Raw genomic sequence first — 19,552 nt, 5'->3', positions numbered from 1 at the left:
TAAACCCGGACTATCCTTGTCCGGAAATTCCATTCTCGGAAAATCAATGTCGCACCGCATCCTGATTGCCGACGACCACCCGCTGATGCGCACCGCCTTGACCCAGACCATCGGTCAGGCGATTGCCGGCGCCGTGATTCTGGAAGCGTCGCGGTTCGAACAGATCAAGCCGCTGCTGGACACCGGGGAGCCGCCGGACATCATCCTGCTGGACCTGCACATGCCCGGCATGAGCGGCCTGATCGGCCTGATGATGCTGCGGTCCGAACATCCGGCGATCCCGGTGATCGTGGTCTCGGCATCGGAGGATCCGGTGACGATTCAACGTTCCATCGATTATGGCGCCTCCGGCTTCGTGCCCAAGTCGGCGCCGAACACCCAGATCGTCGAGGCGATCCACGCCGTGCTGGACGGCGAGCTGTGGCTGCCGGAGATCAACGGCGGTCCGGAAACCGAAGCCCCCGACCCGGCGCAGCGCGCCGCCACCCTGACGCCCCAGCAGCTCCGCGTCCTCGCCGGCATCGCCGAAGGCAAGCTGAACAAACAGATCGCCTATGAGATGAACGTCGCCGAAACGACGGTGAAGGCGCACGTCACCACGATCCTGCGCAAGCTGGGCGTGCTGACCCGCACCCAGGCCGCCGTGCTGGCGAGCCAATTGGCGCTGTCCGCTGTACCGCCGCCGCCGGTGGAGTAGAGGCGGGCGCACCGGATCGCTGCCGGCACGCCCGCTGCCCTGGTTTCAATTGCGGGACTTCAATTACTGGACTTCAATCCCTGGCGGTCAAACCCGGCGGGCGCCGGTGTGGATCATGGTGCCGACATGCTCGCCGCGCAGTGCGGCGGTCAGCCGTCCCGGAACCAGGCCGTTCACCAGCTGGACGCGGGTGATGTGGCGGGCGTTCGCCAGCACCTCGACGAATGCCCGGTCCACCGGCAGGGGACCGTCATGGGCAGCCAGATCGGCGGCCGTGATCTCCGGCAGCAGACGGGCCGCAGCACCGTCCGCACCGTTGGGATCGGTGCTATAAATGCCGTTCACATCCTCGACGATGGTCAGGCTGGCGGCCCCCAGCGCGTCGGCCAGCAGGAAGGCCCCGGTGTCGGCCCGGTGGGATGGAATGCGCGAGGTCGGGAATTCGTGATGGTGGTAGGGCGGGAAGGCGCTGCCCACCACCGCACGGGCCGCCGACAGATGGACGGCCAACTGGCTGGCGATGGTCGGATGCTCCACATAGGAGACGCCGTCCGGTGCCAGCAGCGAGGCCAGGATGTGGCCGTTCTGCCCGGCCTCGCTCGCCGCCAGCGGCGCCAGCGAGCCGACCGGCAGGCCGAGATCGAGCCCGACGCTGTAGAGATGGCGGGCGCGGATGCCGGCCCCGGTCAGGATCAGCAGACGGTGTTCCGGCAGGATGCGGCGGATTTCCTCGACGACCGGCAGGATCGCGTCGCGGCCGCGGTCCATGATCGACCGGCCGCCGATCTTCACCACATGCAGCCAGGGCAGCAGCGCGATCGGCCGGCCGCCGGCGACCGGACGGGTCAGGTCGTCGTTGAGAAGGGTCTGCCGCGCGAGCGGCGAGGCCACATGCTTGATGGTGTTGATGGTCTCGGACATGTCCCGCCTCCTCAGCTCGCGGTGATGATGGTGCCGACATGCTCGCCGGCGAGTGCGCGGGTCAGGTTGCCGGGGACCAGACCATTGACGATCTGCACCTCGCGGACATGGCGCGCGGCCTTCAGCAGGTCGAGCACCGGGAATTCCAGGATCGAGTCCTGAAGCCCCTTCGCCTTCATCTCGTCGACCGAAATCTTCGGAATGAAGGTCGCATCCTTGGATGTTTTCGGGTTGGCAGTGTAGAGCCCGTTCTCGTCCTTCACATAGATCATCCGCTTGCAGCCGAACTGCTCGGCGACCAGGAAGCAGCCGGCGTCGGTGCGGTAGGGCGGGATGACGCCGTTGGCTGGAGGACGCATCCACAGCGTGTAGGGCGGCATGCCGCTGAAGACCACGGCATGCACCTCCGCCAGATAGAGCGGAACCGCCGACAGGCCGGCGCCGTCCACGGCGGAGACGCCATGCTTGGCGAGCAACTGCCCCAGCATGGCGGCATTCTGGTCGGCGACCGAGGCGCCGAGCTGCGACAGCACGCCGGCCGGCAGGCCGAGGCCGGCGGCGATGGAATAGAGGTGCCGGGCGCGGGTGCCGGCGCCGGTGCCGATCAGCAGCTTGTGGGCCTTGCGCGCCGCCGCGATCTCGTCCACCAGCGGGTAGACCGCCGCCCGGCCGCGGTCGATGACGCTCTGTCCGCCGATCTTGATCACCGTGGCATCGGGGAGGATGCGGAAGTCCGCCGCCGCTTCCGCCGTAGCCTGAAGCTCGGCATCGGTCAGCGGACGCTGCATCAGCAGCGCCTCAAGTTCCGCAGTCGAATGTGTCGTGGAATTTGCCGCCGTGGGATTCACCATGGAAGGGCAATCCTTTCGTTCCGTCATTGCACGTCAATACATGTCGTCGGCGCCGCCGCTGCGTCCTTTTGCGGAACCGAGTCCTCCCGACGGTTCCGGACGAAGCCGCAAGGTGCCTCCCCAGTATTCGCATCCTGCCTGACGGGGCCTGTTCGGATCGTGGAGTCCGTTGACCGAAAGTTCCAAGGCTGGCCGTGACGGTCGATGCCCCGGAACCGTATGGCTCCGCGTTTCAACCGTCAATAATCTCAATTTCTGTGCGGTTTAATTTCGGTGCGGCTAACCGGCCATCCGCTGCCTTTCCGCGAGCAGTTGGCCCAGCAATGCCCGCAGCGCGCCCGGACGCACCGGCTTGTACAGCAGCCGGCAGCCGGCCGCCTCGATGTCCTCGCGCACGGCGGCGTCGCGGTCGGCGGTGACGACGGCGGCGGGGATGTCGCTGCCCAGCGAGGCGCGCAGGGTCCGCAAAGCCTCCACGCCGGTCAGGCTGCGGTCGAGGTGATAGTCGGTCAGGATCACGTCGGGCGTCCGCCCCTCCAGCTTCGCCAGCGCGAGGTCGGGGGCGACGGCGGTGACGACGCGGCAGGACCAGCTGGACAGCAGATCCTCGGTGGCGCGGGCGATGGCCGGCTCGTTCTCCAGGCAAAGGACCAGCACGCCGCGCAGGTCGCGGCCGCGCGGGCGGACCACGACGGCACGGGCGGCGACCGGTTCGTCGGTCAGCGGTACCAGCACGGAGAAGGCGCTGCCCCGCCCGACCTTGGAGCGCACCTGCACCGTATGGCCAAGGATGCCGGCCAGACGCTCGACGATGGCGAGACCCAGCCCCAGCCCCTTGCCGCGGTCGCCCCGATCGTCGCCGTCGTTGTCGAGCTGGCGGAACTCCATGAAGATTTCCGGCACCTTGTGTTCGGGGATGCCGGGCCCGGTGTCCCACACCTCGATGGACAGGAAACCTCCCCGCCGCCGGCAGCCCAGCAGGATGCGGCCGGTGCGGGTGTAGCGCACCGCATTGGCGAGATAGTTCTGGAGGATGCGCCGCAGCAGCGTCGGATCGCTGCGGACGATGGCGGAGCAGTCGACCACCCGCAGCCCCAGCCCGTGGCGGCTGGCCAGCACGGTGAATTCCTCGCCCAGCGGCTTCAGCAGTTCCTCGATCCGCATCGGCACCGGGTTCGGCTTCACTACGCCGCTGTCGATCTTCGACACGTCCAGCAGATCGCCCAAGATCGTTTCCACCGACCGCAGTGAGGTGTCGATCTGGCGGATGGCGCTATCGCCGTTGCGTTCGCCCAGAGCCGACAGGAACAGCCGGGCGGCGTGCAGCGGTTGCAGCAGGTCGTGGCTGGCGGCGGCCAGGAAGCGGGTCTTGCCGCGGTTGGCGCGCTCGGCCTCCGCCTTCGCTTCCGACAGGGCGTGGGTGCGCTCCTCGATGCGGCGTTCCAGCGTTTCGTTGGCCTCGCGCAGGGCGGCGGCGGCGCGGTGGCGTTCGGTGACGTCGGTGTAGACGGCGACGAAGCCGCCGCTGCCGGGCCGTCCACCGGGCCTTTGACCCGGCATCGGGTTGGTGGCGATCTCCAGCACCGTGCCGTCGGGCCGCACCCGCTCATAGACGTCGGGCTTGTTGCGGCGGCGCGGATCGGACCGGCGCTCCAGCAGGGTCTCGATCTCGCCGTTGCGGCCATATTCGCCGCGCCGGGCGATCAGTCCGACGATGTCCTGCAACGAAGTGCCGACCTGGACGAAGCCGTCCGGCAGCTCCAGCAGGACGACGAACTGGTTGTTCCAGGTGGCGACGCGCCAGTCCTCGTCGAACACGGCGATGCCCTGGGGCACATTCTCCACGGTGGCGCGCAGCAGTTCGTGCTGCTTCAGGATGGCGCGCGAGGCTTCGTCGATGATCGACCGCGCATCGGTGCGCGACAGCCGGCGGTCGGACAGCAGTCCGGCCACCACGACGCGGGCAGACGCCGACCCGACGGCGCCGGCGAGCAGACGCTCGGTCAGTTGGATCGCCTCGCCATCGGTGCGCATCAGCAGCGCGGTGCGCAGGTCGCCGTCGGCCACGCCGGTGAAGCGGCGAAAGGCGGCATCGGCGCGCGATTGCCCGACATAGCGCAGGGCCAGATCGTGCAGGTCGGCCAGCGTGGCGCCGCGCGGCCCATGCGGCTCACCGTCGGAGGCGCGGCGCAGGCTCATGAAGCGGGCGGCCTGCTGGCGCTCCAGCGTCGATGGACGGGTCAGCAGCGAGACCACGACGAACAGCAGGAAGTTCGGCCCCAGGCTCCACAGGGCGGCATTGGTCAGCGGATCGATGCCGGCGATGCCGGCGAGCGCCACCGGGCTGAGGCCGGTCAGGCCGAACGGTCCCTCGCGCAAGGCGCTGGAGGCCAGCCATCCGGCATCGGCGAAGGACGGCAGCAGCATGGTGTAGGCCCAGCCGACGAATCCGGCGCAGATGCCGGCGAAGGCGCCGCTGCGGCTGGCGCGGCTCCAGATCAGCCCGCCCAGCAGGGCCGGGGCGAACTGCGCCACCGCGGTGAAGCTCATCATGCCGATGGTCGCCAGCGGAAAGGCCGGGCCGATCAGCCGGTAGCAGCCATAGGACAGCAGAACCAGCACGATCACCGCCGACCGCCGCACCAGCAGCAGGATCCCCGCCGGATCGTCGCGCAGCCGCCGGTCGTCCGGGCGCAACGCCATCAGCAGCGGGACGGCGACGTCGTTGCAGATCATGGTGCTGAGCGCCACCATCTCCACCAGGATCATGCTGGTGGCGGCCGACAGACCGCCGATGAAGGCGGCCAGCGCCAGCCAAGGCCAGCCCTGGCTCAAGGGGATCGACACCATGAAGGTGTCGGCATTCGTCGTGCCGTCCGGAAACAGCATCAGCCCGGCCAGCGCCACCGGCAGGACGAAGATGTTGATGGCGACCAGATAGGCCGGGAACAGCTTCGCCGATGACCGCACGTCGCCGCCATGGGTGTTCTCCACCACCGCGACGTGGAACTGGCGCGGCAGGCACAGGATCGCCAACCCCGACAACAGGCAGGCCACCCACCAGTCGGTGCCGATGCTGTCCATCCGGATCAGCTCCAGAAAGCCCGGATGGCGCACGGCGGCATCGAAGAAGGTCGCCGGGTCGCCGAAGACGGAAAAGGCGATGGCCCCGCCCACGCCCAGCGCCGCGGCCAGCTTCACCACCGACTCCGCGGCGATGGCCATCATCAGGCCGCGGTGATGTTCGTTGGCCGACACGCTGCGCACGCCGAACAGGATGGCGAAGGCCGCCATCAGCAGCGCCGCCATCAGCGCCGTCCCGCCCGGCATCTGGCTGAGATCGGTGCCCAGCGACGCCCCGGCCAGGATTTCGAAGCTGACGCTGATCGCCTTCAATTGCAGGGCGATGTAGGGCAGCAGCCCGATCACCGCGGCGACGGTGACGAGTGCCGCCAAGCTGCGGCTCTTGCCGTAGCGCGCCGACAGGAAGTCGGAGATCGAGACGACATTCTCCGACTTCGCCACCCGGACGATGCGGGCCAGCACCGGCCAGCCCAGCCCGATCATCAGGATCGGTCCGATATAGATGGGCAGGAAGTAGAAACCACCGGTCGCCGCCCGTCCGACCGCGCCGTAGAAGGTCCAGGAGGTGCAATAGACGCCGAAACTCAGGGCATAGAGCCAGGGCGTGCGCCGGTCGCCGCCATGGGTGCCGGTCCGGTCGCCGTACCATGCGATGGCAAACAGCGACAACAAATAGGCCAGCGACGCGGCCAGGATGAACCAGCTTTCCATGGGGCTTTGCGCCTCCGATTCTTGATTTTCGCTCCCTGCGGGCAGCAGCTTATCACAAACCCGTCATTGCCGCCGTGCCCGCAATCCGCGTCCGCTTCCGGTTTCCACTTTTGGCAGGGCGCGAAAGGATCCGGGCGGTGGCGCGGGGAGCAAAGGGGGCCGTCCTACCGCACGGCCAATCCCGTCGGGACACTTCCCCTCCTTTGGTGTTCTTCCTGCAAGGCTGCAAAGCCTTTGGTCGAACACGAAAAGGTGAAGGAGAGTCCGAATGGTTTCGGTCAGCGCCGGTTCCCAGTCCAGCCTCAACACCGACGCGCTTGATGTGACGAACATCCAGGGCGGCACGATCACCGGTGCCACGCCCGACCAGCTCGTCATCACCTATCCCGGCAACCGGTTCACCGATTTGCGCGGCAATTTCACCTATGATCCGCTCACCAAGGCCCTGACCGGGGGCACGGTCACCAGCGTCACCAACGCGAGCAACGGCGTTCTCGACGTGGCGGTGTCGGATCTGAACCTGCCGGTGGCGACGGCTCTGAACTGGGCGAGCACCGGCACCAGCCCGGAGGCGATCCGCGCCGCCCTGCTGGGAGGCAATGACAGCCTGTCCGGGTCGGAGCTCAACGACACGCTGCGCGGCTATGCCGGCGACGACACCATCAAGGGCGGCATGGGCGACGACCTGCTGGATGGCGGCAGCGGCGTCAATGTCATCGACGGCGGCGACGGCAGCAACGACACGGTCGTCCGCCACGCCTCGCTGGCCGACAGCGGCGCCGTCAAACACAATGGCGAGATCTATGTGATCGACGCCAACGGCTATGACCGGCTGACCAACGTCGAGTTCATCCAGTACACCGACCAGACGGTGGCCGGTGCCTCGGCCCCGGTGTTTGACGGCCTGTCCTATCTCGCCGCCAATCCGGACCTCGTCGCCGCCTATGGGATGGACAGCGAGGCCGCCTTCGACCACTACCGCTCCTTCGGCTGGAGCGAGGGGCGGTCGCTGACCTTCAATGCCGCCGGCTATCTGGCCGACAACCCCGATCTGGCCGCGGCCTTTGGCACCAACACGGCCGACGCCACCCGCCATTACATCGAGACCGGCCGCAACGAGAATCGCCGGTTCGATTTCGATGCGGAGTCCTATCTGGCCGCCAACCCCGACCTGATCCAGGCCTTCGGCAACGATCCGACGGCGGCGGCACTGCATTACGCCACCATCGGCCGGACCGAGGGGCGGAGCCTGGGCTTCGACGCGCAGTCCTATCTGGCGCGCTATCCGGATCTGCAGGCGGCCTTCGGCAGCGACCTGCAAGCGGCGACCGCCCACTATGTCGCCGAGGGCTATGAAGAGGGCCGCGTCGCCGCACCGCTCGCCCCCGCCACCGGCGCCGCCTTCGCCGTGGACGATGCGGCCCAGCGCAACGCGACGCTGACCATCGCCTGACGGCGAACGGGCAGAAGCTGAACGGAAAACGGGCGGAGGGTCATCCCCTCCGCCCGTTTTCCTTATCAGGTGTTCATGCGGCCGCGGTCAGTCGTGCTGGTAGATGTCCACGTCCTTGGTTTCGCGGACGAACAGCAGGCCGATCACCAGGGTCGCCGCGGCGATGATGATCGGGTACCAGAGGCCGGAGTAGATGTCGCCGGTGGCCGCCACGATGGCGAAGGAGGTGGTCGGCAGGAAGCCGCCGAACCAGCCGTTGCCGATGTGGTAGGGCAGCGACATCGAGGTGTAGCGGATGCGGGTCGGGAACATCTCCACCAGCATCGCGGCGATCGGCCCGTAGACCATCGTCACGTAGATTACCAGAACCGTCAGCAGTGCGATGACCATCACCGTGTCGATGCGGGTCGGATCGGCCTTGGCCGGGTAGTTGGCGGTCTTCAGCGCATCGCCCAGCCCCTTGTCGAAGGCGGCACCGGCGGCCTTCGCGTCGGTCGGGGTGGCGGCGGTGGCCGGGCCGTGGCTCAGCGACACGGTGGTGTTGGCCTGCGGTACAGCCGTGTAGCTCGGGATGACCGTGGTGCCGACCTTGATCGACGCCACGGTTCCGGCGGGCGCCACTTCATTGGTGTAGGGGATGCCGCGCTTCACCAGGGCGCTCTTGGCAATGTCGCAGGAACTGGTGAACTGGCTGGTGCCGACCGGATTGAACTGGAACGAGCACTCGTTGGGATCGGCGAGGACGACGACCGGCGAGGTGGCGATGGCTTCCTCGAGCGCCGGATTGGCGTAGTGGGTGATGCCCTTGAACAGCGGGAAATAGGTCAGGCAGGCCAGCAGCAGTCCGGCCATGATGATCGGCTTGCGGCCGATCCGGTCGGCCAGCGTGCCGAAGATCACGAAGAAGGGAGTGCCGATCAGCAGGGCCGCCGCGATCATCAGGTTGGCCGCCTGTGCATCGACCTTCAGCGTCTGGGTCAGGAAGAACAGGGCATAGAACTGGCCAGTGTACCAGACCACCGCCTGGCCGGCGACGAGGCCGAACAGGGCGAGCAGGACGATCTTCAGGTTCTTCCACTCGCCGAAGGATTCGGTCAGCGGCGCCTTCGAATGCTTGCCTTCCTCCTTCATCTTCTTGAAGGCGGGCGACTCGTTCAGCATCAGCCGGATCCACACCGAGATGCCGAGCAGAACGATGGAGATCAGGAACGGGATGCGCCAGCCCCAGGCGTTGAAGTCCTCCGGCGACATGGCGACGCGGCAGCCCAGGATGACCAGAAGCGACAGGAACAGGCCGAGCGTCGCGGTGGTCTGGATCCAGGAGGTGTAGTTGCCGCGGCGGCCGTGCGGTGCATGTTCGGCGACATAGGTCGCGGCACCGCCATACTCGCCGCCCAGCGCCAGCCCCTGCAGCAGGCGCAGGCCGATCAGGATGATCGGGGCGGCGATGCCGATGGAGGCATAGTTGGGCAGGATGCCGACGATGAAGGTCGACAGGCCCATGATCAGGATGGTGACCAGGAAGGTGTATTTGCGGCCGATCATGTCGCCGAGACGGCCGAAGACCAGGGCGCCGAAGGGACGGACCGCGAAGCCGGCGGCGAACGCCATCAGCGCGAAGATGAAGCCGGCGGTCGGGTTGACGCCGGAGAAGAACTGCGCGGCGATGACCGCGCTGAGCGATCCGTAAAGATAGAAGTCATACCATTCGAAGACGGTCCCGAGCGAGGATGCGAAGATGACTTTCTTCTCCTCGCCCGTCATCGGTCGGACGGCGTCCGATGTCGAAGCCGCATAGGCCATGGTCTTCACCCTCCCAAGTGAATAGTCCACAACTTTGGTTGGTTTTTCGCGTGCGGTGCCTGTCGGTCACGTGATGTGATGACCGAGCCCGCGCCTTGGTTATGTCACCGATAGTTGCGTGCACGAACAGTGCGCGTCACCCCCGACCATGGTCGGGGGTATCGGGGGCACGGTAATGGGTTACGCTGATCTTTTGAGCGGATACCAGTTCCTACTGGAACACGGGGGTATAGAGCAGGCCCCCTTGTGTCCAGGGCCGGTTCAGGCCGCGGTCGAGCTTGAAGGGCGACCGGTTCCCGAGATTGCGTTCGAAGATCTCGCCGTAATTGCCGACCTGCACCACCGCCTGATAGGCCCAGTCCGGCCGCAGTCCCGCTTTCGCCGCCACCTCCGGCATGCCGGACAGCAGGCGGCGCATCTCGCTGGTGCCGGTGATGCGCTGGAAATTGGCGTTGGCGCCGGACACCCCGGCATCGTCGGTCAGGAACAGGGCGAACATGGTCCAGCGCACCGCCGCCATCCAGTTGCGGTCGCTGTTCGGCGTCAGCGGGGCCAGCGGCTCGCGCGAGGCCAGGGACGATGGAATCTCGGCGATCTCCACCGCGTCCTGCGGTGTCTCCAGCATGTGCAGCGCCGTGGTCAGCAGCGCGCGGTCGGCGCTGATCGCCGCGCAGTCGCGGCTGAGAAAGGCTTCCAGCGTATCGGGCCAGCCGGGGAAGCTGCGCAGCTTCCAGGGCCGCTTGCCCCCGCCGATCAGGGTTTCCAGCTCGGCCTGGGTGGTGGTTCCGGCCGGGACGCAGACCGTGAGATCGCCATCCAGCGCCGAATGGCCGTCGGGCAGCCGCCATGCGGCGATCCCCTGCACGTCGTAGAAGATCGGCGGCCCGAAATCGACGGCATAGGTGGCGTCGCGCGTCAGTGTCCAGGATGTTTGGGCGAAGGAGACGTCGACCTCGCCGGTGGCGACGGCGGCAAACTCCTGCGGCTTGGACAGACGGCGGATTTCGATGGCGTCGGCCTTGCCCAAAACCGTAGCGGCCAGCGCCCGGCACAGGTCGACCATGAAGCCGACCGGCCGCCCGCCGTCGTCGTTGGCGGCGAAGCCGGGATTGAAGGACACCCCGCAGCGCACGACTCCGCGCCGTTCGATCTCCGCAAGGACCGGGCGGTCGCCGTTGCGTGCGGCGGCGTCCGGCTGTGCCGCGACGGTTCCGGCGGACAGCAACGGTTGCAGCGCCAGCAGCAGGCCGACTGTGGCGGCAACAGGCTTCGACCCCATCCTTCTCCCCTTATCCGACGGCCGCGCTATGATACGCTGCCGGCGCGGCCACGCAAACGATGCGCAGCCGGGGGAAGCGGGAACGGGAATGGCGGGCGACAGCAAGGCGGGGCCGAGCGGTTCCGAATCGGGCGGTTCCGGATCGGGAAAGGCGCCGGGGAAGGCTGGCATGGTCAGGATCGGTGTTGGCGCCCGGTTGTTCGGTGCGCTCGCCTTCAACGGTCTGGTCGCCTTCCTGATCGGGCTTGGCGCCTATATCGCCTTCGACGGGCTGCATGCCGGCATCACCAAGGTCACGTCCGAGCAGTTCCCGGCGGTCGTCGCCTCCGCCAAGCTGGAGCGCCAGCACCAGCGGATCATGCGGACTCTGGAACAATTGGCCCTGTCGCAAGAGAATTTCGGACGCGAAACGATCAAGCAGGGGTTGGCCGACCAGCTGGACGGCTATGACCGGCTGCTGGCGGAGATGGACTCCTCCGATGGCCGGCAGGCCCAGCGGATCACCGGGCTGAAGAGTCAGCGCGACGAGATCCTGCGGCTGCGCGATGCCATCGACCGCGGCGTGACCGCACGTATCACCGCCCGCCGCGCTCTCGCCGAGCGCAACCGTGACGTGCGACGGATGGCCGACGCCCTGGCCGAACCGGCCCTGCGCGGGGTGGAGGATGCAGGCGTGCAGCGCTGGCTGGCGATGGCGGAGCGGCTGCTGTTCCTGATCGCCTCGGTCCATCAGGCGGAGAACAGCTTCGCGCTCACCCGCTTGGCCGACAGCGCGGTGGCGCAACTGTCGGCGCTGGATGGGTCCGCCCCGGTCGGTCCGACGGACGGCGCGGCGGACAATGTGGCGGACAGGCTTGCCCGGCTGGCGGAGGGCATGCGCTCGGTGGTGGAGGGCGACCGGTCCGTCTTCCGCCAGCGACAGGCGGAGTTGCAGGCCTCTGAGATGCTGAACGGGCTGGTCGACCGCGCCAATCAGGTGTCTCTGGTCAACACCGGCCTCAACACCGGCATCTTCGTCGAGCAGACCAAGGCGGCGGAGGAAAGCCGCCAGCAGGTGATCGAGGTGTCGACCACCTACACCCGCCTGTTCTTCGCCTCGGTCGGGGTGGTGGTGCTGGGGATGGTTCTGTCGGTGCTGTATGTGCGGCGCAAGGTGCTGGCCCGGCTGTGGGCGGTCAGCGAAGCGATCCGCGACCGCACCGGCGGCGGCCGGGCGGAGGTGCCGGTGACCGGCGCCGACGAGATCGGTGAGCTTGCCCGCGCCCTGCGCTTCTACATCCAGGAGACGGAGGACAAGAGCGAGGCGCTGCGCCGCAACGAGCAGTGGCTGCGCACGGTGCTGGAGGCCGCACCGGTTCCTCTGGTGATCTCCGGCCGCGCCGACGGCCAGATCCGCTTCGTCAACCGCCGCGCCGCCGACCTGTTCGAGGTGGACGAGGCCGGCGAGTTGCTGGGCCGCCCCGCCGCCAGCGTCTGGTACGTCCCGCAGGTGCGCGACGACTTCGTCCGCGACGTCTTCACCAGCGGGCTGGCACTGGATGTGGAAACCGAACTGGTGACCCGCTCCGGCCGTCGGCTGTGGGGCCTGCTGTCCGGCATCGCCTTCGAATTCCAGGGCGAGGAGGTGCTGCTGAGTTCGGTGGTCGACATCACCCGCCGCCGCGAGGCGGAGGAACTGCTGCGCCGGACCCAGGCCTTCCTGGACGCCGTCATCGACAATGTGCCGAGCGTCCTCTACGTGCTGGACGGCGACAGCGGCCGCGTCCTGCTGTGGAACCGGGCGGCGGAGGATTGCTTCGGCACCCGCCGCGCCGACATCGAGGACCGCACGTTGGCCGAAGTGCTGGGTCCGGAGACCGGCCGGGCGCTCGCCGGCGGCGATCCGGGATCCATGCGCTCGCTGGGGGTGGAGGAGCTGGTTCTTCCCCGCAACGGCGAGAACACCGTCTTCGCGTTGCAACGCCATCCCTTCGAATGGTCGGGCGACGGGCGCTGCCGCATCATCTGCGTCGCCAACGACATCACCGCGTCGCGCCGGGCGCGCGAGGAACTGCGGCAGGCCAAGGAGCGGGCGGAGCGCGCCGACGCCGCCAAGACGGAGTTCCTCGCCACCGTCAGCCACGAGATGCGCACGCCGCTGAACGGCATCCTCGGCCTGTGCCGGCTGCTGCTGACCGGGCAACTGCATGCCGGGGAGCGCCGCTATGCCATGTCGATCATGCGCTGCGGCCACGGGCTGCTCGATCAGGTCAACGACATCCTCGACCTGCGCAAGATCGAGGACGGCAAGCTGGACCTCGACCCGGCTCCCTGCGCCCTGCTGCCGGTGCTGGAGGAGGTCGTTGCGACTGTGGAAGGACTGGCGAACGAGAAGGGGATCTACCTCGATCTCGACATCGCGCCGGAGGTTCCGGAACTGGTGGTCATCGACCGCCAGCGGTTGCGGCAGATCCTGGTGAACCTCGTCGGCAATGCGGTGAAGTTCACCGAGCGCGGCGGGGTGGACCTGCGCGTCGACATCGAACCGGGCCCGGAACGTTCCGGTGCCGGAGAGATGCTCCGTCTGGCCGTGCGCGACACCGGGATCGGCGTGCCGGCCGACCGCCGCGCCGCCATTTTCGAAAAGCTGGAGCAGGCCGATCCGACCATCGCCCGGCGGTTCGGCGGCAGCGGTCTGGGGCTCGCCATCGTCCGCCATCTGCTGGACGCCATGCAGGGCAGCATCCGTGTCGACAGTGTGGAGGGGCTGGGCAGCGTCTTCACCGTCACCATCCCCTTGCTGCGGGTCGATGAGCCGGCGCTCCCGGCGCGTCCCGGACGGCTGCTGCCGATCAGCCGGGTGCGGTCGCTGGCCCTGCTGCTGGTGGAGGACGATGCGATCAATCGGGAGGTGGCGCTGGGGCTGCTGTCCGACGCCGGCCACCGCATCACTGTCGCGGAAACCGGGGAAAGCGCGCTGGAACTGGCGACCCGGCGGCACTTCGACGCCATTCTGCTGGACATCCGCCTGCCCGACATCGATGGGCCGGAGGTGGCGCGCCGCATCCGTGCCCTGGAGGATGCCGACCGTGCGGCGGTGCCCATCGTCGCGGTGACCGCCAACGTCTTCGCCGCCGACCGTGCCCGCTACATCGCCGCCGGCATCGATGCGGTGATCGAGAAGCCGATCTTCCCGGAGCGGTTGATGCACCTGCTGTCGAACGCCGTCGCCCCGCGTGACGACGATGAGGAGCCGGGAGCGGGGATGGTCCCGGCGGAAACGTCGCCCCGCCCGCGGGTGGTCGAGGACGATGTGAACGAGGAGATTCTGGAACGCTACATCCGCTCCCTCGGCCCCGCCCGCTTCGCAACCATCCGCGGCCTGCTGCTGGAATCGGCCCAGGAAGGGCTGCCCCGCCTGTCCGCCGCCGACACACCCGATGACGAGATCGAGGACATCGCCCACCGGCTCGCCGGGGCCGCCAGCCATTTCGGCCTGACCGCCTTCGTCGGGCTGATGCGGGCGGTGGAGGACGGCATGCGCGAAGGCCGCCGGGTGGAGGCGCAGGAACTGGCCGCCACCGCGGAATCGGCCTTCAGCCGCGGCCTCGCGGCGATGGACGCGGTGCGCGGAGTTCTGGAAGGGGTTTGAGGCGGAGGGTCGGCCCCCGCCTCATGCCGGTTCGCTCAAACGCCTTTGGCGGCGCGATAGGCGTCCATCAGCTGGCGGCCGGCGGCGAGGATGCCCTCGCGGTCGCCCTTCTTGACCAGGGTTTCATCGACCAGCTTGCCGCCGGCGCCGACGCAGGCAACGCCGGCCGCGACGTAGGAGGCCACGGTGGTGGCGTCGATGCCGCCGGTGGGGACGAAGCGGACGCCGGGGAAGACCGACTTCAGCGCCTTGATGTGCGCCGGACCGACGGTGGAGGCCGGGAAGATCTTGATGGCGTCGGCACCGGCGGAGATGGCGGCATGCACCTCGGTCGGGGTCAGGGCGCCCATCAGGCAGGCCACGCCATGGTCGCGGCAGGCGGCGGCCACCTTCGGCACGACGCAGGGCGACACCACATACTTGGCGCCGGCCTTCACCACGTCGGCGACGGCGGCGGGGGTCAGGACGGTGCCGGCGCCGATCAGGGCGCCGCCCTCCGCCGACAGCTCCTCGATCAGGCCGACGGCGCCGGGGGTCGTCATGGTGATCTCGAAGGTGCCGTAGCCGGCCTCGCGCAGCCAGGTGACGGCGGTGCGCGCCAGATCGGCGGAGCTGTTGCGGATGACCGGAACGACGCCGTAAGCGACGAGCTGGTCCAGGATTTCGTTCGGGGTTTGCGTGGTGGACATCAGGATTCCTCGGTTTTTTTTCGGGTGACGGAAGACGCGGAGTTTGAAACGGAAGCCGGCCGCTCCGGCGCGCGGTGGTGCCCGGCCAGGACGGCCTTGATGCGGGCCAGACGGCGGTCGAGGCCGGGCGGTGCCTGCAGGCCGACGGCCACGGTCAGCACATCGATCAGCGCCAGCTGCGCCAGACGGGAGGCCATCGGGGTGTGGACCGCGGTGTCCTCGTCCACATCGACGGTCAGGCGGATGTCGGCGCGTTCGGCCAGCGGAGTCGCCGATGCGGTGATGGCGATCACCGTCGCCCCGCCGTCGCGGGCGATGGCGGCGACATCGAAGATCTCGTCGCTGGTGCCGGTCTTGGAGATCGCCAGCAGCGCGTCGCCGGGGCCGAGCGTCGCGGCGGCCATCGCCTGGAGATGGGCGTCGGTGCTGGCGGTGACCTGCGGCAGCAGGCGGAACAGCTTGTGATGGGCGTCCAGCGCCACCGCGCCCGAGGCGCCGACGCCGACGATCTGCACCCGCCGCGCCCGTGCCAGCACACCGGCCGCCTTTTCCAGCGCCAAGCTGTCCAGCCGGCCGCGCAGGCGGACCAGCGCGTCGATGGAGCGGTTCAGCACCTTTTCCGCCGCACTGGCGACGCTGTCGCCGGGAGAGAGGTCGCGCACCAGCGGGGTTGGGCGGTCGCCCGCCTCCTCCCGCGCGGCCGACGCCGCAAGATGCTGGGCCAGCGCGATTTTGAATTCCTGGAAGCCGCCGAAGCCGGCGGAGCGGCAGAAACGCAGGACCGACGGTTCGCTGACCCCCGCCTTGCCGGCAAGCTGGGCCAGGCTGTCGCGCACCGCCGCCCCGGGATCGGCCAGAACGCTGCGCGCCACCGCGGCTTCCGCGCGGCGCAGGCTGTCGAGGGAGGAGGCGATGCTGTCCAGCATGGGAGGACCGGAGTGGCTGCCGAAGGGGCAACGGATGGAGGCGTATCGGAACCGAATGTAGTTTTACTACAGGCAGGCCGCTTTGTCGACCCGTCTGTGAAGCAATGCTACAATTCGTCCGCTCCCCCCTTTACTTTCCGCGCCGTCCGGGCAGGATCGGCCGGCACCGCCGTCCTGTCGGAGGCAACCTCCTTATCTGGAAGGGTTTTTCATGAAACTGCTGCGCTACGGCCCGCCGGGCCAGGAAAAGCCGGGCCTGCTGGATGCCGATGGCCGCATCCGCGATCTGTCCACCCATGTCGACGACATCGCGGGCACCGCTCTGCTGCCGGAGGGGCTGGACCGTCTGCGGGCCATCGACCCGGCCTCGCTGCCGCTGGTGGAGGGTAACCCGCGCCTCGGCCCCTGCGTCGGGCAGGTGGGCAAGATGGTCTGCATCGGCCTGAACTTTTCCGACCATGCGGCGGAGACGGGCATGGCGGTGCCGCCGGAGCCGATCATCTTCATGAAGGCGACCAGCGCCATCGTCGGCCCGAACGATCCCATCGAACTGCCGCGCGGCTCGGAAAAGACCGACTGGGAGGTCGAACTGGCCTTCGTCATCGGCAAGACCGCCAAATACGTCTCGGAAGACGAGGCGATGGACCATGTCGCCGGCTATTGCATCGTTAACGACGTGTCGGAGCGCGCCTTCCAGATCGAACGGCAGGGCCAATGGACCAAGGGCAAGAGCTGCGACAGCTTCGGCCCGACCGGTCCCTGGCTGGTCACCCGCGACGAGATCGAGGATCCGCAGGCGCTGAAGATGTGGCTGGAGGTCAACGGCCACCGCTATCAGGACGGCAGCAGCGCCACCATGGTCTATGGCGTGCGCTATCTGGTGTCCTACCTGTCGCGCTTCATGAGCCTTCAACCGGGCGACATCGTCTCCACCGGAACTCCGCCCGGCGTCGGGATGGGCCAGAAGCCGCAGGTCTTCCTGAAGGCCGGCGACGTGGTGGAACTGGGCATCGAAGGGCTGGGCACCCAGCGCCAGACGGTGGTTCAGGGCTGAAACCGCTTCGGGGCTAAAAAACGAAAGGCCCCTCTTCCCCGTGGGGAAGAGGGGCCTTTCGCCGGCATCATGCCGACCGCACCTGACTGAGGAAGCGGTCGATCTGCTGCTGGAGACGGCCGGTCTGGCTGGAGACCTCCTGGGCGACCGACAGGACTTCCTGGGCCGACTGGCCGGTCTGGCCGGCGGCGGTTCGCACCTGACCGATGTTCTGGGAAGCCTGGGCGGTGCCGCCCGCCGCCTGCTGGACGTTGCGGGCGATCTCCGATGTGGCGGCACCCTGCTCCTCCACCGCCGCGGCGATGCTGGCGGCGATGTCGTTCAGGCGGCCGATGGTCAGGCCGATGCTGCGGATGGCGCCGACCGCCTCGCCGGTCGCCTGCTGCATGGTGCCGATCTGGCCGGCGATCTGCTCGGTGGCCTTCGCCGTCTGGCTGGCCAGCTGCTTCACCTCGCTCGCCACCACGGCAAAGCCCTTGCCGGCTTCCCCGGCGCGCGCCGCTTCGATGGTGGCGTTGAGCGCCAGCAGGTTGGTCTGGCCGGCGATGTCGGAGATCAGGTCCAGCACGGCGCCGATGCGGCTGGCCGCCTCGTTCAGGTCGCGCATGGTGCTGTCGGTGCGCTCAGCCTCACTGGCGGCCTTGGCGGCGATGGTCGCCGATTCGGTCACCTGCCGGGCGATCTCGCTGATCGATTGCGACAGCTCGTGCGCGGCCGAAGCGGCGCCGTCCACGTTGACCGATGCGGTCTCCGCCGCTTCGGCCGCGTTGCCGGCCTGGCGCGAGGTGTCGTCGGCGGTCGCCACCATGCCGGCGGCTGTCTGGTGCATCTGGGTGGCGGCGGCGGACACCGTCTCAACCACCGTCTTGACGCCATTCTCGAACTGGTCGGCCAGCGACAGCATGGTCTGGCGGCGTTCGCCGGCGGCACGCTGGCGTTCGGCCTCGGCGGCGGTGCGGGCGGTCTCCACCTCGCGTGCGGTGTCCCGGAAGACCAGCAGTGCGGCACCCATCTCCGCGATCTCGTCCTTGCCGGTCAGCGCGATCTCGGCATCCAGGTCGCCGGCGGCGATGCGGGCCATGCCGGTCTTCAGATCCATCATGCGGCGGATGACGATGCGGCCGATATAGAGCCAGACCACCAGGATCGACACCAGGATGCTCGCCACCGCGACGGCGAGCTGAGTCAGGCGGCTGTTGTCCAGCATGTGGGTGGTGGCGGCACTGGCCTCCGCGATGCTGCTCTTCTGACCCTCAACCAGGGTGGAAATGCCCTTGGCAAGGGTGGTGGTCAGGGCGTGGTTGCTCTCCAGCAGCTGGGTGAAATAGCCCTCGATGGTCAGTTCCTTCTGGCGCAGGGTGACCATGGAGTTTTCGCCGATGGAAAAGCCGTTCAGCAGTTCCGCCTGCTTGGTGGCCACGGCGGCGAGCCGTTCCGGCAGCGCCTCCGCGTTGTTGGAAAGCCCGGCGAGCGACACGCCCACCCGCGTCTCGATGATCGCCAGCCGCTGGTCGTCCCTGGTGGTCGACGCTTCCATCAGCATGTTGCGGATGTTGGCGGCTTCCGCCGTGACGGTGGCCAGCGGCTTCTTCTGCGCCATCACCTTGTTCAGGGTGGCCGCCGCCTCGCGCATCGCCGCGGGGGCTGCATCCGGCTCCGCCAGCGTGGAGCGGGCCTGCTCCTCGTCGTTGTTGAGGACGGAATTCCAAGGCGCGGCGAATTTCTGGATTTCCGCTTCGGCCGCCATCACCTTCGGCATCATCGCCATGCGTTCGGCACCGAGCGCCACCCGTTCGGCCGCCGCTTGGTCGAGCTGCGCCAGATTGCCGAGCAGTCCCTGCGATGCCTCCTCGATTGCGGCGAGCTGAGCGCCGGCGGAACCGGTGGCCCGCAGTCGGGACAGGCGTGCGTTGAACTCCTCCTTCGCGGCGGCGATGCGGGCGGAGACCGCCTCGCGCGCGGCGGCGGTGTCGGCGGAGGTCAGGGCCGGGGCCAGCGCCACCAGCCGTTCGGCCTGCTGCGCCACCGCCATGCCCTCGGTCATCGCCGGCACCGCTTCGCCGACGATGGCGTCAATGGTGGTGCGCACGTTCGCATAGCCGATCAGCGCCACCGCGGCGGCGACCAGCGTGCCGGACAGCACCACGCCGATGGCGATCATCAGCTTGGCGCGCAGCCCGGAATACCACGCACCACCCTTGGCGGGTGCGCCATGGCGCGTCATGCTCTGGCTATCCTTCGACATCCCATCCTCCCCCTTCGGTGCTCGGACACCGACGCTCCATAAGTCATTGCGGCTGGCCGTTCCGGCTCTCGCCGCACCTTCATTCCCCCGACCCCTGCCTGCGACGGTCGCGGGCGGTTCGCAGGCGATGTCGCAGAAAAGGAACAATTGCAAATAATTTGACCGTTCCGTGACTAGGAAAGCGCCGAATCGCTTAAGAAAGAAATAA

General features: G+C 68.2%; 12 protein-coding genes. 4 read left to right on the top strand and 8 right to left on the bottom strand.

The features are described 5' to 3' along the window. Window positions 1-46: 46 nt before the first annotated feature. Complete coding sequence (locus ABNQ40_RS32225; RefSeq protein ID WP_109051712.1) at window positions 47-697, top strand: response regulator transcription factor; 651 nt, start codon at window positions 47-49, stop codon at window positions 695-697. Between the two features lie 87 nt (window positions 698-784). On the opposite strand, the gene ABNQ40_RS32220 is transcribed toward ABNQ40_RS32225, so the two are convergent. The 3 genes from ABNQ40_RS32220 to ABNQ40_RS32210 all read right to left on the bottom strand — a co-directional run bounded on the left by ABNQ40_RS32220 (window position 785) and on the right by ABNQ40_RS32210 (window position 6,264). Beyond that, complete coding sequence (locus ABNQ40_RS32220; RefSeq protein ID WP_109051711.1) at window positions 785-1,618, bottom strand: molybdenum storage protein subunit alpha; 834 nt, start codon at window positions 1,616-1,618, stop codon at window positions 785-787. An 11-nt stretch (window positions 1,619-1,629) separates the two neighbouring features. Next, window positions 1,630-2,469 (bottom strand): uridine kinase, encoded by an 840-nt coding sequence (locus tag ABNQ40_RS32215; RefSeq protein ID WP_109051710.1) that lies wholly within the window; start codon window positions 2,467-2,469, stop codon window positions 1,630-1,632. Window positions 2,470-2,748: 279 nt separating this feature from the next. After that, the gene (locus ABNQ40_RS32210; protein WP_109051709.1) at window positions 2,749-6,264 is read right to left on the bottom strand and encodes a NahK/ErcS family hybrid sensor histidine kinase/response regulator; all 3,516 of its coding nucleotides are present in this window, start codon (window positions 6,262-6,264) and stop codon (window positions 2,749-2,751) included. A gap of 268 nt (window positions 6,265-6,532) precedes the next feature. Here ABNQ40_RS32210 and ABNQ40_RS32205 point away from each other — a divergent pair, with 268 nt between their 5' ends. Next, complete coding sequence (locus tag ABNQ40_RS32205) at window positions 6,533-7,717, top strand: hypothetical protein (RefSeq protein WP_109051708.1); 1,185 nt, start codon at window positions 6,533-6,535, stop codon at window positions 7,715-7,717. Between the two features lie 87 nt (window positions 7,718-7,804). Here the strand turns inward: ABNQ40_RS32205 and ABNQ40_RS32200 are convergent, their stop codons facing one another. Both ABNQ40_RS32200 and ABNQ40_RS32195 read right to left on the bottom strand, forming a co-directional pair. Further along, entirely contained in the window at window positions 7,805-9,520 is a 1,716-nt protein-coding gene (locus ABNQ40_RS32200; RefSeq protein ID WP_109051707.1) for an MFS transporter, read from the bottom strand. A 211-nt stretch (window positions 9,521-9,731) separates the two neighbouring features. Further along, entirely contained in the window at window positions 9,732-10,799 is a 1,068-nt protein-coding gene (locus ABNQ40_RS32195; RefSeq protein WP_109051706.1) for a transporter substrate-binding domain-containing protein, read from the bottom strand. A 169-nt stretch (window positions 10,800-10,968) separates the two neighbouring features. Here ABNQ40_RS32195 and ABNQ40_RS32190 point away from each other — a divergent pair, with 169 nt between their 5' ends. Beyond that, the gene (locus ABNQ40_RS32190; RefSeq protein ID WP_391349188.1) at window positions 10,969-14,430 is read left to right on the top strand and encodes an ATP-binding protein; all 3,462 of its coding nucleotides are present in this window, start codon (window positions 10,969-10,971) and stop codon (window positions 14,428-14,430) included. Window positions 14,431-14,465: 35 nt separating this feature from the next. On the opposite strand, the gene ABNQ40_RS32185 is transcribed toward ABNQ40_RS32190, so the two are convergent. Next, window positions 14,466-15,119 (bottom strand): bifunctional 4-hydroxy-2-oxoglutarate aldolase/2-dehydro-3-deoxy-phosphogluconate aldolase, encoded by a 654-nt coding sequence (locus ABNQ40_RS32185; protein WP_109051194.1) that lies wholly within the window; start codon window positions 15,117-15,119, stop codon window positions 14,466-14,468. After that, entirely contained in the window at window positions 15,119-16,045 is a 927-nt protein-coding gene (locus ABNQ40_RS32180; protein ID WP_109051195.1) for a MurR/RpiR family transcriptional regulator, read from the bottom strand. Before ABNQ40_RS32180 ends, ABNQ40_RS32185 begins: the two co-directional genes overlap by 1 nt. A 211-nt stretch (window positions 16,046-16,256) precedes the next feature. Between ABNQ40_RS32180 and ABNQ40_RS32175 the strand changes: the two genes are divergently transcribed. Further along, on the top strand, window positions 16,257-17,099 hold the full coding sequence (locus ABNQ40_RS32175; protein WP_109051196.1) for a fumarylacetoacetate hydrolase family protein: 843 nt from the start codon (window positions 16,257-16,259) through the stop codon (window positions 17,097-17,099). 67 nt (window positions 17,100-17,166) lie between these two features. On the opposite strand, the gene ABNQ40_RS32170 is transcribed toward ABNQ40_RS32175, so the two are convergent. Beyond that, window positions 17,167-19,344 (bottom strand): methyl-accepting chemotaxis protein, encoded by a 2,178-nt coding sequence (locus ABNQ40_RS32170; RefSeq protein ID WP_247879959.1) that lies wholly within the window; start codon window positions 19,342-19,344, stop codon window positions 17,167-17,169. Between the last annotated feature and the right edge of the window lie 208 nt (window positions 19,345-19,552).

The sequence above is a fragment of the Azospirillum sp. A23 genome (genome assembly GCF_042938965.1).
GTDB classification, from domain to species: domain Bacteria; phylum Pseudomonadota; class Alphaproteobacteria; order Azospirillales; family Azospirillaceae; genus Azospirillum; species Azospirillum melinis.
Note: the sequence above shows the minus strand (reverse complement) of the source record. Positions and strands in the feature narration are given on the sequence as shown.